Source organism: Pseudarthrobacter sp. efr-133-R2A-89 (assembly GCF_030209315.1).
GTDB lineage: Bacteria > Actinomycetota > Actinomycetes > Actinomycetales > Micrococcaceae > Arthrobacter.
Genome location: NZ_JARVSE010000002.1, coordinates 271,280 through 284,263 on the forward strand (window position 1 = coordinate 271,280; position 12,984 = coordinate 284,263).

Annotated in this window: 13 protein-coding genes and 1 pseudogene; 3 read left to right on the forward strand and 11 right to left on the reverse strand. The window is 67.4% G+C overall.

Going from position 1 to position 12,984, the window contains the following annotated elements; all coding sequences use genetic code 11:
- Nucleotides 1-12 precede the first annotated feature (12 nt).
- A complete protein-coding gene (locus tag QRM95_RS03995) occupies nucleotides 13-636 on the reverse strand; it encodes a hypothetical protein (RefSeq protein ID WP_285246548.1) in 624 nt (207 codons plus the stop codon).
- Between the two features lie 154 nt (nucleotides 637-790).
- On the opposite strand from QRM95_RS03995, the gene QRM95_RS04000 reads away from it, so the two are divergent.
- A complete protein-coding gene (locus QRM95_RS04000; protein WP_285246549.1) occupies nucleotides 791-1,171 on the forward strand; it encodes a VOC family protein in 381 nt (126 codons plus the stop codon).
- A 3-nt stretch (nucleotides 1,172-1,174) separates the two neighbouring features.
- Here the strand turns inward: QRM95_RS04000 and QRM95_RS04005 are convergent, their stop codons facing one another.
- Nucleotides 1,175-1,579, reverse strand: a complete 405-nt coding sequence (locus tag QRM95_RS04005; protein ID WP_026265045.1) for a DUF5997 family protein — start codon at nucleotides 1,577-1,579, stop codon at nucleotides 1,175-1,177.
- Between QRM95_RS04005 and QRM95_RS04010 the strand changes: the two genes are divergently transcribed.
- A complete protein-coding gene (locus tag QRM95_RS04010; RefSeq protein WP_285246550.1) occupies nucleotides 1,542-2,363 on the forward strand; it encodes a LysR substrate-binding domain-containing protein in 822 nt (273 codons plus the stop codon). The genes QRM95_RS04005 and QRM95_RS04010 overlap by 38 nt on opposite strands.
- 128 nt (nucleotides 2,364-2,491) lie before the next feature.
- Complete coding sequence (locus tag QRM95_RS04015; protein ID WP_285246551.1) at nucleotides 2,492-3,025, forward strand: MarR family winged helix-turn-helix transcriptional regulator; 534 nt, start codon at nucleotides 2,492-2,494, stop codon at nucleotides 3,023-3,025.
- Between the two features lie 47 nt (nucleotides 3,026-3,072).
- On the opposite strand, the gene QRM95_RS04020 is transcribed toward QRM95_RS04015, so the two are convergent.
- The 9 genes and pseudogenes from QRM95_RS04020 to QRM95_RS04060 all read right to left on the reverse strand — a co-directional run bounded on the left by QRM95_RS04020 (nucleotide 3,073) and on the right by QRM95_RS04060 (nucleotide 12,823).
- Nucleotides 3,073-3,411 (reverse strand): hypothetical protein, encoded by a 339-nt coding sequence (locus QRM95_RS04020; RefSeq protein ID WP_285246552.1) that lies wholly within the window; start codon nucleotides 3,409-3,411, stop codon nucleotides 3,073-3,075.
- A 9-nt stretch (nucleotides 3,412-3,420) separates the two neighbouring features.
- A complete protein-coding gene (locus tag QRM95_RS04025) occupies nucleotides 3,421-4,671 on the reverse strand; it encodes a D-arabinono-1,4-lactone oxidase (protein ID WP_285246935.1) in 1,251 nt (416 codons plus the stop codon).
- Nucleotides 4,672-4,730: 59 nt separating this feature from the next.
- A complete protein-coding gene (locus tag QRM95_RS04030) occupies nucleotides 4,731-5,579 on the reverse strand; it encodes a pentapeptide repeat-containing protein (RefSeq protein ID WP_285246553.1) in 849 nt (282 codons plus the stop codon).
- Between the two features lie 180 nt (nucleotides 5,580-5,759).
- On the reverse strand, nucleotides 5,760-7,532 hold the full coding sequence (locus QRM95_RS04035) for an amidase (protein WP_285246554.1): 1,773 nt from the start codon (nucleotides 7,530-7,532) through the stop codon (nucleotides 5,760-5,762).
- A complete protein-coding gene (locus tag QRM95_RS04040) occupies nucleotides 7,529-8,626 on the reverse strand; it encodes an agmatine deiminase family protein (RefSeq protein WP_285246555.1) in 1,098 nt (365 codons plus the stop codon). Before QRM95_RS04040 ends, QRM95_RS04035 begins: the two co-directional genes overlap by 4 nt.
- 49 nt (nucleotides 8,627-8,675) lie before the next feature.
- Nucleotides 8,676-8,954 (reverse strand): annotated as a pseudogene (locus tag QRM95_RS04045) (alpha/beta fold hydrolase); the annotation flags it as partial.
- Nucleotides 8,955-8,977: 23 nt separating this feature from the next.
- Entirely contained in the window at nucleotides 8,978-10,141 is a 1,164-nt protein-coding gene (gene rsgA / locus QRM95_RS04050) for a ribosome small subunit-dependent GTPase A (RefSeq protein ID WP_285246556.1), read from the reverse strand.
- A 287-nt stretch (nucleotides 10,142-10,428) separates the two neighbouring features.
- Complete coding sequence (locus QRM95_RS04055) at nucleotides 10,429-11,469, reverse strand: hemolysin family protein (RefSeq protein ID WP_285246557.1); 1,041 nt, start codon at nucleotides 11,467-11,469, stop codon at nucleotides 10,429-10,431.
- The gene (locus tag QRM95_RS04060; protein ID WP_285246558.1) at nucleotides 11,462-12,823 is read right to left on the reverse strand and encodes a hemolysin family protein; all 1,362 of its coding nucleotides are present in this window, start codon (nucleotides 12,821-12,823) and stop codon (nucleotides 11,462-11,464) included. Before QRM95_RS04060 ends, QRM95_RS04055 begins: the two co-directional genes overlap by 8 nt.
- Nucleotides 12,824-12,984 lie beyond the last annotated feature (161 nt).

A 12,984-nucleotide genomic window follows, 5' to 3' on the forward strand; every position in this document is an offset into this window, starting at 1 on the left:
CCGACACAGCAGTTAATGTCGGCCGGCCTGTTCGGCCGGCCGGCGGGACGGAATTCCCGCCGCCCGTTCGGCCGCCGCCAGGGTTGCCGCCAGGCTTCCGACGGCGTCCGGGTACGTGGCGTGCGCGGCAGTGCGCAGCTGGTCCGCCGTGCGCATCGCCTTGATCAGGGCGGAGGTCTCCGGCAGGCGCACATCTGTCAAGGCAGGGTAGTCAATGATGCTGGCCGGATCGAGCTCATAGCGGCGCCAGCGGAGCAAAAGCTCGTCGTGCCGCGTCGCGGCGGCCTGATGGGCAGAGAGCTGCCGGTGGTGCTCGCGGCGGCCCGCATGCCAGGCCAGGTACCGGGGGGTGGCGTGGTGGGCGGCAATTCCCGCGGCCACAGCCGCGCCCGCCATGACAAGACCGGACCAGGGGGACACCATCGCAGGGATGATCAAGGCCGGAAGTGCAACGCACGAGCCCAGGAAGAGGTCCCAGAACAGCTGGTCCGGCACCTCCGCGGCGCGACCCCTGGCTCCCAGCGCCCGGCGTCGCACGGCAAAAACTGTGGTGGCCACGCTGGCAACCAGGACCGGACCGCACAACAGGACCGCCCATGCGCCTTGATGCAGTCCCTGGAACAGGAATTCGGCCATGGCTGACATTTTGCACCTCCAGCGCCCGCGGGCCCCGGCCGGAACGCCCGGGCTGGTCATTCCATTGCATCCTCTTCCGGGCACTGCGTCAATGGCGTCAGGGAAGAGCCAAAGGGGGTACTGCAAAGCCTCTGGACGTGGGTAGCGTGGACCCATGCGTATCAAAATGTGCAGCATCCATGTCCAGGATCCCGCAGCGGCCCATGCCTTCTACACGGGGACCCTGGGCTTCGACACACTCATGGCCATGCCTGAGTACAATCTCTACATCATCAAGGACCCCGGCGCGGATGGCAGTTCCACGGGGTTGCTCCTGGAGCCCAGCGACAACCCGATCGGCGCGGACTACATGAACGCCGTGCGTGAAGCGGGCCTGCCCGCCATCGTCTTCGGCGTCCCGGACGTCCAGGCCGAATTCGAACGGCTGACGGCGGCAGGCGTCAGCTTCAAGACGCCGCCCACCACGGATCCGTTCGGCACCAGTGCCGTGTTCGACGACGGCTGCGGCAACTACATCCAGATCCACCAGGACTGAGGGCTACTCCGCCTTCGCGCGGTCCTTCTTGGCCTGCTTCTTCGCAGCCTCTTCCTTGACCCGCTGGGCTTCGGCGCGGACGGCTGCGTGCGTGGAACGCTCGGTGACCAGCCATTGCGGCGGTGCCTGCAGCAGGGCGGTGATTTCCGCCGTCGTAAGCGCTTCCTCCACGCCGCCGCGGGCCAGGCCGCTGATGGACACGTTCAGCTTCTGTGCCACCACCGGGCGGGGGTGCGGGCCGTTGCGGCGGAGCTCGGCGAGCCACTCCGGCGGGTTGGCCTGGAGCTCGGCGAACTCCTCGCGGGTGATGGTTGAATCCTGGAACTCCTGCGGTGCGGCAGGCAGGTAGATGCCAAGTTTCTTGGCAACGGTGGCCGGCTTCATGGACTGGGAGTTTGCAGAGGTCATGCTTCAAGGGTATCCGGGCGGCGGGTACTGTGAAGACGTGCCCGCCGACAATACCCCTGCCCCTGACGCCCCGGATGCCGTTGCCGGCGAAGAGCCGCGGATGCTACGCATCTCCTACGTGGCAGGAGTGACGCCCGGTAAGTGGATCCGCCGGTGGGAGGAGCGGATGAAGGATATTCCGTTGCGCGCATCCATGGTGGACGACGGCGACCAGATTGAGGTGCTTCGCGACGGCAGGGCGGACATGTCCTTCGTTCGGCTTCCGGTGGACCGGACCGGCCTCAGTGTCATCCCGCTGTATGAGGAGCAGCCCGTGGTGGTGGCCCCCAAGGGCCATGAGATCTCCGTCTTCGAGGACGTGGCGCTCGGCGACCTGGAACAGGAATCGATCCTGGATGTGGCCGCACTGGGTGGACCGGAGGCGGCGCTCCAGGTGGTTGCCGCCGGCGCCGGGCTGGTGATCCTCCCCATGCCGGTGGCGCGCCACTTCAACGTCAAAGACACGGTGGCGCGGCGGCTGACCGGGCTGGACGGGACGGAAATCGCGCTGGCCTGGCCCGTCGATGCCACGGACGAGGTCCTTGAGGAGTTCATCGGCATCGTCCGCGGGCGCACTGCCCACAGTTCGCGGCAGCCCTCCGCCCAGCCGGTCAAGGAAAAGAAGGACCCCAAGCCGGACCGGCGGGGAACCGGTACCAAGAAGGCTCCCAAAGTAGCCCAGCGCTATGCTCCCAACCCGGACAAAGGCCGCGGCAGGGGATCGCGGAAAAAGGGCAAAAGATAACCCTTTGCCGGTCCGTCTCGGCCAAATAATAAGTCTACTTGCGAATATGTTGCTAAGCATGCTTATTGTAGGAGGGTAGCGACGCGGGGTGACCAGCACCTTGCCACCTGCAGGAAGGCCGCGGCCCGATGACCAGCAACCTCGATCCTGATGCCCGGAGCAGTTACCGCCTGATCGCCTTGGCGGCGCGCCTGATCCAGCGGCGCCAGGACGATGCCCTGGCCCACCTTGGCCTCACCCGTGCCGCCGTCATTGCCTTGGAGGGGTTGACGGAGGGTCCGCTGAACCAGGAACAACTTGCCGAGGAAATCAGGGTCCAGAGCCAGACGCTGGGCCGGGTCCTCCTGCGGCTCGAAGCGGCCGGCCTGATTACCCGGACCCGCCAGGTCACGGACCGCCGGCAATTCAAAGTTGAGTTGACCGATGCGGGCAGTGCCGCGGTCGAAGCCGCACGGGAAGCGGAGGTCAACGCCTACCCGCACGACTCCGATATTTCGTGGAAGGCCCTCCGCGAGGAGCTGACAAAGTTCGTCCACGCCGTACCGCCCGGCCACGACTCCGGAGTGGTTCCCTTCGCCCCGCCCGAACACCGTGCGGGGCACCGCGGCCAGGCCAGCCGAGCTGGCGGGATGCGCGGCTGGGACCAGCCCCGGCAGAACTGATCACACGCGGGGAGCGTGCCGAACGTCCCGCGGAACCCTCGTGCCGGTCAGGCCGGGCAGGCGTCCTTGAGGGCCTTGACCGAGTCCGCCGGCACCTGGTCCCCGGATGCAGCCACCTCGCCCAGCGGCGTCGTGATTTCCGCAGGGACCCCGGCCTCCCGGGCCGCGGACACCAACCCTGCCAGCGCCTTTTTATCGTCCACGCTGACAAGTCCGTCCTGGACCCTGGCGCAGATCTGCTTGGTGACCTCCTGGGCAACGGCGGAGGCGGCCTGGGAAGCGGCGGCGCTGGCCGCGTTGCCGGCCGCGTCCCCTGCCGCGCCGCATCCGGTCAACAATAAAGCTGCGGACAGGACGGCGGTGAGGGCTGCGTGGCGGCGGATCATGGTTCCAGCCTACCGGCGGGCGGGAACCCCCAGGATGCCGTCCAGCAGCCCATTCCGGAATTTGCCCTCCGGATCGTGCCCGGCGGCGAAGGCGCGGAAGTCTGCGAAGCGCGGATACAACTTCTCCCAGTCGTAACCGTCCGCGGTAAACAGCTTCCCCCAGTGCGGCCTCGCCCCGAAGGGCCGCAGGGCTTCTTCAAGGACCGGAAGGAATCCCTCTACCTCGGGTTGCATCGGCTTCCAGGTGAAGTGCAAGGCCACGCTCTGCTGCCGGAAGAACGGGCTGAGCCAAAACTCATCGGCGGCGCCGGTGCGGATCTCCGAGACGAAGAGCAGGGGCGCGAGCTCGTCCGCGAGGGCCCGGACCGCCTGGAGGGCCGCGGGGGCCTGCCCGATGGGCAGGATGAACTCACTCTGCAGCTCGTCCCCGTTGCTCGGCGTGAATTCATGGCGGAAATGCGGCAGCCGGTCCAGCCAGGGCCCGGGCTGGTCCAGCTGGAGGGTGCAGTTCTCGGCTGACATGTCCGGCAGCGGATGGCGCGGGCGCTCGGCCGGTGTGGCACCGTACAGGTTGGCCAGTGGCTCTTCCCCGGCAAGGGCTTTGAGCCAGACCTGGTTGACGGTGTCACCGGCATAGTCCGTAAAGAGGCTGACGCTGTAGGCGCTGGACACGATGGCGGTGAAGTCCTCCAGCGCGGCATCCCATGGAAGGTCTTCCAGGACGCGCTGGCGCATGCTGAAACTTGGCCGTACCGCCAGTTCCAGCCCGGTGACGACGCCGAGGGCGCCGATGCCCACCACGCTGGCCAGGAAATCGTCCCCGTCCTTCCGGGACAGCGTGACCTGCTCGCCAGAGGCCCGAACCAAGTCAATCGATTCCACGGCGCCGGCCAGTGCGGGGTTGTTGACGCCGGAACCATGCGTGCCGGTCTGCACCGCGCCGGCTACCGAAATGTGGGGCAGTGATGCCAGGTTGTGGATGGCAACGCCTGCCTCTTCGAGCTTCCGGCACAGGGCCCCGTAGCTCACCCCGCCGCTGACCCGGACCGTTGAACGGTTCGAATCCACCTCGACCTGCTGGGGGAGGGCATCGAGGAGGACGTGTACACCGTCCGTGTCGCCGACGCTGTTGAAGGAGTGCCGTGACCCCAAGGCCTTGACCCGCGTCGATCCGGCGACGATGGCAGCCAGTTCGCTGACCGATTCCGGCCGCCGGACATCGGCGGAGGAGTATTCGAGGTTTCCTGCCCAGTTCTTCATTGAGTGGCTTTCGCTTGGTGTTGGGGTCATCCCACTGTCAGCGCTAACAAAGTGGGCTGTCAAGGCACTTCCGCTGTACGGGCGGCGGCCCGCCAGTGTCCGGGCCGTCCGAGGCCCGACGGGAGATTGGTGGACGCGCTGCCCCGCGCCGCGGCAACCTGAGCCTGGGTGAGGAACAGCGCTTCCGCCAGGTCGGCGTCGTCCAGCCTCGCATCCCGCAGGTCGGCGCCCAGCAGGTCCACAGCCGTCAGGTCCGTACCGCGCAGGTCGGCGGCGATCAGGCACGCTCGGCGCAGGTCCGCACCACACAGCCGCCAACCGCGGAGGTCGGCGCCTGCCAGATCGGCACCGGGAGCCAGGCGGCGCACGCGCGGATCGGGGTCGAAGTAACCCGCGCGGACTTCCTCGCTGACCTCCCGCAGAACCGCGCCAACACTCTCATGGAGGGACCCGACGTCGGCTGCAAGGACCATTTCGAGGCTTCCCCCGGCGATTCCCTGCACGAGGTTGTGCGCCTGTCCCGCCTCCCGTGCAGTCTCCGGGCTGTATGCAATCGACTCCGCCCGGTCAAGTTGCCAGAGCATTTCGTGGAGCTGCCGCAGGACCTTGAAGGCGGCAAACATGTCCTTGGCCGACCGTGGGTCGTCGCGCCAGCTGGTCCCCTCGAAAAGCCGCTGGCTGACTGCCTGGCCCGCGCCAAAGCAGTCAAAGGCAGTGCAGCCGGCGAACCCGCGGGCGCGCAGGCTGCGGTGGATGGTGCAGGAGAAGTCGCCTGCCAGGTTGGGGCACGGGGTGGCCGGCGGCTTGTCGATGGCAAAGTCCGCGGAGCGGGTGAATCCGAAGGCGGTGCAACACAGTGCAAAGCACTGGGTGCAGTCAGGTGTGAGGCTTGGGGTAGTGGGTTCCATGGGGGCTCCGTGGGGTGGTTCCGATAAGGGTGCGGAAAGGAGGGGAACCCGGGTTTGGGTTCCCCTCCGGGGCGCACGGAATCACCGTTCCTGTACGGAAGGACAAGAACTGCCGGCGGGAGGTCACAGGGAATGCATGGAAGTCACTGCGACCAGAATAGCCATTCCGGGCTTGCTCTGTCAGGAGGCCCCTGTATCTCCTGCCTGCGTGGTGCGCGGCGGCGGAACGCGGCGGCTGCCGGTGGCTTCGAAGGCTGCAGCCAGCCGGAGCAGGTCCGTGTCGCTGTAGGCTTTTCCGGCGATGGTCAGGCCTACGGGCATGGCAAGGTCGGCCGCGATTCCCATGGGGACCGTGACCGTGGGGATGCCCAGGTGCCGGGGGACCAGGTTTCCGTTGGCCACCCACACGCCGTTGCGCCACGCGATGTCTGCGGAAGCCTCGTTGCTGTCGGCATCGGCGGGTGCAACGTCGGCAGCTGCCGGGAACACCACGGCATCCAGTCCCAGCCGGTCCATCCATTCCTCCAGGTCGACACGGCGGGTTTCCTCCAGCCCCGCCAATCCTTGGGGCAGGTGCTGTATATCGGCCAGCGCCGGTACGCCGTGTTGCCGGATCCAGGCGGGATAGTCGCTGATGTCGTCATCGAACCCGTCGTAGCGGTCCGGCAGCGAACCTTCGGGGGCTGGGAAGATGGCGGAGCCGTCCACGTCAGACAGGCGGTTCAGCCGCGGATCACCGTTGGCATCAAGGAAGTCATTCCACGCCCAGGCTGACAGGTCCACGATCTCCCGCCGCAGATACTCCGGGGACACGAATCCCCGCGTGGCGATGGTGGGTGCGCCCGGCCGGTCCCCTTCGTAGTTGGACACCACGGGGAAGTCCACCTCGATGACCTCCGCACCTGCGGCCTCGAGGTCCTGCCGGGCTGCGTTCCAGAGGTCCAGCACCGAGTCCCGGGTATTGATCCGCTGCCCCGTGGGACCACCGATGCCCGGATGGTCCGACGTCCCGGCGTCGGGATCGGCGTTGATGTACATCCGGGGGATACCCAGCCGCTTGCCCGCGAGGACGCCGCTCGCTGCGGAAGCGTCAGGCACGGCCAGGTCAACGTACGACGGCGGGCGGACACTTGATGCCTTGGGTACCGGCACCCACGGCTGGACGCGCCAGAAATCCCCGCGTGCCTCGGCGTCGTCCGCCACCACGACGTCCAGCACTTCGAGCAGGTCGGCCATGGTCCGGGCGTGCGGAACCACCACGTCCATGGTGGGCACCAAGGGCCAGTTTCCGCGGACGGAGATGACCCCGCGCGAGGGGGTGTAGGCGCAGAGGGCGTTGTTGGACGCCGGGGCGCGACCGGAGGACCAGGTTTCTTCCGCGAGGCCGAACGCCGCGAAACTGGCGGCGGTGGCGGTCCCGGAGCCGTTGGACGAACCTGACGCGAATGCGGCCGTGAGGTAGCCTGCGTTGTAGGGGCTTTCTGCCCGGCCGTAGACCCCGCGCTGCATCCCGCCGTTGGCCATGGGAGGCATGTTGGTAAGCCCGATCAGGACTGCGCCGCCTGCCCGGAGCCGTTCAATGGTGAAGGCGTCGCACTGCGCCACCAGGTCCTTGAACGCCGGGGAGCCGGCGGCCACGGTGAGGCCGCGGACCTGGTAGCTGTCCTTGGCCGTGTAAGGGATGCCGTCCAGCGGGCCCAGCGTGAAGCCGGCCGCCCGGCGCCGGTCGGACGCCTGAGCTTCGGCCACCGCCTCCGGATTCATGACCACCATGGCATTTAGGCATATGCCTGATGAGTCATACTTTCTGATCCGCTCCAAGTACAGCTCCACCAGCTCCTCGCTGGTGACCTCGCCGGACTCGAGCGCCGCACGCAGCCGGCTGATGCCGGCCTCGACGACGTTGAATGGGCGGGCTGCGGGCGCGGACTTTTGCTCCTCGGCCAGTTTCACGCGGCCTCCTCCCTCGGGGCAGGCTGCTGCTGGGTGATGCAGTGGATGCCGCCGCCGAAGGCGAAGATGTCGCGGGCGTCCACCAGTTCCACCGTCCGGCCCGGGTACGCGCGCTCGAGGATGCCCGCGGCGATGGCGTCGTTGGGATCATCGAAGCTGCACAGCACCACCACGTCGTTGGCCACGTAGTGGTTGATGTAGGACCAGTCCACCCAGCCTTCGTCGTCCTTGAGGGTGGTGGGTGCGGGAACGTCGATGATGCGCAGCGGCCGGCCCTGGGCGTCCATTTGGCCGGAAAGGACCGCCTTCAGTTGAAGGTAGACGGCGTGATCCGGGTGTGCGGGGTCGTCTTGGCGGTGAAGCAGGATGGTGCCGGGTCCAGCGAAGGTTGCCACGATGTCCACATGGCCGCGGGTGCCGAATTCGTCGTAATCGCGCGTGAGTCCGCGCGGCAGCCAGATGGCTTTGCTGGTCCCGAGGGCCGCGGAAACCTCCGCTTCCACGGATTCCTTGGTGGCGCCGGGGTTGCGGCTGGGATCAAGCTGGACGGTCTCGGTCAGCAGCACTGTCCCTTCGCCGTCCACGTGGAATCCGCCGCCCTCGTTGACCAGCGAACTTGCCCGGACGGGGGCACCGGTTGTGGCGGCGACGGCCTTTGCCACGGCTTCGTCCTTGCCCCAGGCCGCCCATTCCTGGGCGCCCCAACCGTTGAAGATCCAGTCCACGGCGGCCACTGATCCGTCCGGTTGGTGGACAAAGGTAGGCCCGCTGTCCCGAAGCCAGGCGTCGTCGAGGGGGACCTCCACGACGTCGATGCCCGTGCCAAGCCATTCCCTTGCGGCGGTGGCGTCCCGGGGATCGGCCACCACTGTGACCGGCTCGCACCTGGCGATGGCCTGTGCCACCCTGGTCCACGCGGCGCGGGCGCGGTCAAGGGTTGGGCTGCCTGTTGGACCGAATGTTTCGTTGGGTGGCGGAAATGCCATCCAGGTGCGCTGGTGGGCCTCCCATTCGGCGGGCATCCCGGCGGCGGAGGGGGAAACGTGGTTGGGGGCGGCGGCGGCCCCAACGGCGGTCGAATAAATGAATGACATTCATTTATTATGGGGAGGCGGATGCGTCGTGCGCAAGGGTTACGCCGATTCAGTCCATACCTGACCGGTCAACTGCTGCCAGGATGGCCCGTGCCAGTTCCGCCGGCTTGGTGAATTGCGGCCAGTGGCCGGTGGGCAGGTCGGCGTCGTCGAAGCTTTCCCAGGGCGGACGGGGAATGTCGTCACCCTCGGCGGGCAGTTCGTCATTGATCACACCCCCTTCGCCCAGGGGGCCGCTGTCCACGTAGACGGCGCGCTCCACCTTGTCCGGCCGTGCGTCAACGGCACCGTGGATGATGGTGCCACCTCCCGAATGCCCCACCAGGACCCCTGCGTCGGAGCCAAGGGCCGCTACCGCTTCCGGTTCCGGCCTTTCCCGGCGTTCCGGCTGCCGCGTTCGAAGGCCTCGCGCTCAGCGGAGCGCTGCGACTTTCCCGCGGAGACCACCTTCTGCTGCCATTCCCGGTGGTAAGCGCGCTGGGCAGCAGCGTCGGAGCGGCGGGCCAGGGCTGCGAGTTCACGCTGCATCTTCAGGTACGAATTCCAGCGCCGCTCCTCCAGGAAGCCCCCGTCTATGGCTTCCCGGACTGCGCAGCCGGGCTCAGTTCCGTGCGCGCAGTCCGCAAACCGGCAGCCCGCGGCCAGTTCCTCCACGTCGCCGAACATCCCGCCCAGGCCTTCGCCGGCGTCGAACAGCCCGAAACCGCGCACGCCGGGTGTGTCCATCAGCACCGTGCCGTTGGACAGCGGCACCAGTTCGCGCGCGGTGGTGGTGTGCTTGCCCTTGAAATCACCGGACCTCACCGCACCGGTCTCTTGGACTTCCTGCCCCGCCAGGGCGTTGATCAAGGTGGACTTGCCGGCTCCGGACGGCCCCAGGAGCACAATGGTGCCTCCGGCAGGAATACGGCCCATCAGTTCGTCGATGCCGTCGCCGTTTTCGGCTGAGGTGGTCACCACGTCCACGCCTGCCGCCTGAAGGACCACCTTCCCGACGACGTCGTCCGCCACCTGCGCAAGGTCAGCCTTGGTGATGATCACCAGGGGAGTGGCGCCCGAGTCCCATACCGCCACCAGGGTCCGTTCCAGCCGGTTGTGGGTGAGCGGCCGGTCCACAGGCACCACCACGCCGACGGTGTCCATGTTGGCGGCCAGGACCTGCTCGGCGGACGAGTCCTCGAAGGCACGTTTGCGGCTGAGCTCGGACCGGCGGGGCACGATGGCCAGGATCTGCCGCCCGCCGGCGCGGTTGGGGCCGATCCAGACCCAGTCACCGGTAACGGGCTGGTCGCCGGTGAGCGGGTAGGGCAGGTGGAGCAGCCCGTCAGCGACGGCCACCAGAAGCAGCGTTCGGTCCACGCGCACCACCCGGCCGGTGCCGGTGGCCTCGGGGTTGGGGTGCGCGGCGAAATGGCGGGCGACGGCGGGCGTGTAGCCGTAGGCGAAGGGGCCCTCGGCTGTTGAAGGGGTGTTGATGCCAGGGTTGTCCAGGGCGTTGCCTGAAGGAATATGCACGTTGGTTTCCTTGGAAAGGATCCCAGAGCAGGCGCGAGGTACCGGACAGGAATCTCAGGAATGGCGCGTGCAACGGGAAAGGATGGTTGATGGTATTGATGCGGGGCGCTCACGGCGCGCGGCAGTTGCAGTCATCAAAGCCACCTCCTCTCCCTCGTGCGGGTCCCTTCACCCTGCCGGGAACGGCAGGATGGGGCCGGGACCCACTTTAGTAGCCGCCGGCGTCGGGCACCAGAGCCTGGACCACAAGGGGGGCGGACTCCCGTGAATCCGCCCCCTTCCGGCCGCTAGGCGCTGGTGGCGTCCTGGACCTCGCCCACCAGCTCCTCGATGATGTCTTCGAGGAAGAGCATCCCGGTGGTCCTGCCGCCGGCGTCGAACACCCGGGCCACGTGGGCCCCGGTCCGGCGAATGGCGGCCAGCGCATCTTCAAGGTCGGCGCCGGCAAAGGCCGAGGCGAGGCGTCGGATCCGCTTGGCCGGCACAGGCTGCTGGAACTTCGCGGCCGTGGTCAGGTCCATGACGTCCTTCAGGTGGAGGTAGCCGCCAGGTTCTCCGGCCGCGTTGGTCAGGATGTACCGGGAGTAGCCGTGCCTGGCCACGGCCAGCTGGATATCAGCAGGCGTGGCCGACTCCGGCAGCAGCACCATCTCCGCCATGGGGACCTGGACATCCGCCACGGTCTTGGCCGTGAATTCGAACGCGTTGGTCAGGGTGCCGCTGGTGTCAGCCAGCATCCCGTCCCTGGTGGACTGCTCCACGATGGTGGCGACCTCGTCCAGCGTGTAAGCGCTGGTGGCCTCATCCTTGGGCTCCACCCGGAAGAGGCGGAGGACGGCATTGGCAATCCCGTTCAGCGACCAGATCACCGGTTTGAACACCCGGGCCACCAGGACCAACGGGGGAGCGAGCAACAGGGCCGCCCGCGTGGGAACCGAGAAGGAGATGTTCTTGGGCACCATTTCCCCCACCACCACATGCAGGAACGTCACCAGCAGCAGCGCCACAACGAACGCGATGATACTGATCGCCTCATAGGACAGGGATGTCAGGCCCAGCGGGATTTCCAGGAGGTGGTGGATGGCGGGCTCGGAGACGTTCAGGATGACCAGCGAGCAGACAGTGATGCCCAGTTGGCTGGTGGCCAGCATGAGGGTGGCGTGCTCCATGGCCCAGAGGGTGGTTTTGGCCGCCTTGCTCCCCGCCTCCGCCTTGGGCTCAATCTGTGACCGGCGTGCGGAAATCACGGCAAACTCGGCACCGACGAAGAAGCCGTTCACCAGCAGGAGCACGGCCAGCCAGATGATGCCGGGAAGGTAGTCACTCATGGGCCAGCTCCTGGGTCAGGTTGTCGATCATCCGGTCATGCGGGCTCTGCGGCGGTTCGGCGGCCCCGGCGGGAGTGAAGCGGAGCCGCTCCACATGCATCCCCGCCACGCGCTCCACACGGAGGGTGCCGCCGTCGACCGCCACTTCGTCGCCCAGCTCCGGCAGCCGGTCCAGCTGGTCCGTGACGAACCCGCCAACAGTGTCGTACTCCTCCCCGTCCGGAACCTCGATGCCGGTGCGGTCCAGCAGTTCATCGGGGCGCAGCGCCGCGTCGAACGTGACGGACCGGCCAACCCGGACCACACCCGCCCGTGCGCGGTCGTGTTCATCCTCGAGTTCACCCACTATCTCCTCCACCAGGTCCTCGAGCGTGACGATTCCGGCGGTACCGCCGTACTCGTCGGAGACGATGGCCACCTGGAGCCCCTGCCGGCGGAGGAGCCCCAGGAGGGTGTCCACGCCCATCGACTCCGGGACCCGGAGCGGTTCAACCATCAGCCCGGCCGCAGTGGTCCCGGCGCGCTGGTCCAGGGGAAGTGCGAACGCCTGCTTGACGTGCAGGAGGCCCAGCACCTCGTCCCGGTCGCGGCCGATCACGGGAAAGCGCGAGTAACCGGTGGCCGTTGCAAGGGCCACGATGTCCTCGGCGGTGTCACCGGACGCGACAGCCGCCATGCGCACGCGCGGAGTCATCACGTCCGCTGCGCTGTACTCCGAAAAACGCAGGGTGCGGCGCAAGAGGGTCGCGTGGTCAAGGTCCAGGACCCCTTCGACGGCGGAGCGGCGCACCAGGGAGCTCAGTTCCTCCGCGCTGCGCGCACCGGAGAGCTCCTCCTTCGGTTCGATGCCAAACCCCCGGATGATCCGGTTGGCTGTGTTGTTGAAGAGCAGGATCACCGGCTTGAACACAGCCGTGAAAAGGGCCTGGAACGGGACCACCACCTTGGCGGTAGCCAGGGGCAGTGCCAGGGCGAAGTTTTTCGGGACGAGCTCGCCCACCACCATGGAAAAGACCGTGGCCAGGAAGATCCCGGCAACGGAGCCGACGGCGGGAACCACCGCTTCGGGAACACCCAGCGAGGTGAGCGGCGCGCTGAGCAACCGGCTGATGGCCGGTTCAAAGGTGTAGCCGGTGAGGAGGGTGGTCAGCGTGATGCCCAGCTGCGCACCAGAAAGGTGGGTTGAGGTGATCCGCAGCGCTTTGATGGTGGGGCCCAGGCGCTTCTCGCCGCGGGCCTGGCGGGACTCGAGGTCATGCCGGTCGAGGTTCACCAGGGCGAATTCGGAGGCGACGAAGAAGCCGGTGCCGACGGTCAGGACCAGGCCGATGCCCAGCATGATCCATTCATACATTGGGGCGCCCCTCTCCTGTGGTGGCCGGTGATCCGGTCAGGCGGCAGAGGGGCCAGGGCATATGTGAAGGAGGGTCGTCCATATTCGGTTCAACTCCGCTTCCCCCGGCGAAGTTCCCAGCGGGCCCCCAGCTGCCGTCCAGTGCGGGGTTCAGCGCTTAA

Bases quoted from the DNA above. Each gene is read 5' to 3' on its own strand.
- QRM95_RS03995 (WP_285246548.1), bottom strand. From the start codon at position 636: ATGGCCGAATTCCTGTTCCAGGGACTGCATCAAGGCGCATGGGCGGTC.
- QRM95_RS04000 (WP_285246549.1), top strand. From the start codon at position 791: ATGCGTATCAAAATGTGCAGCATCCATGTCCAGGATCCCGCAGCGGCC.
- QRM95_RS04005 (WP_026265045.1), bottom strand. From the start codon at position 1,579: ATGACCTCTGCAAACTCCCAGTCCATGAAGCCGGCCACCGTTGCCAAG.
- QRM95_RS04015 (WP_285246551.1), top strand. From the start codon at position 2,492: ATGACCAGCAACCTCGATCCTGATGCCCGGAGCAGTTACCGCCTGATC.
- QRM95_RS04020 (WP_285246552.1), bottom strand. From the start codon at position 3,411: ATGATCCGCCGCCACGCAGCCCTCACCGCCGTCCTGTCCGCAGCTTTA.
- QRM95_RS04025 (WP_285246935.1), bottom strand. From the start codon at position 4,671: ATGAAGAACTGGGCAGGAAACCTCGAATACTCCTCCGCCGATGTCCGG.
- QRM95_RS04030 (WP_285246553.1), bottom strand. From the start codon at position 5,579: ATGGAACCCACTACCCCAAGCCTCACACCTGACTGCACCCAGTGCTTT.
- QRM95_RS04040 (WP_285246555.1), bottom strand. From the start codon at position 8,626: ATGTCATTCATTTATTCGACCGCCGTTGGGGCCGCCGCCGCCCCCAAC.
- QRM95_RS04055 (WP_285246557.1), bottom strand. From the start codon at position 11,469: ATGAGTGACTACCTTCCCGGCATCATCTGGCTGGCCGTGCTCCTGCTG.
- QRM95_RS04060 (WP_285246558.1), bottom strand. From the start codon at position 12,823: ATGTATGAATGGATCATGCTGGGCATCGGCCTGGTCCTGACCGTCGGC.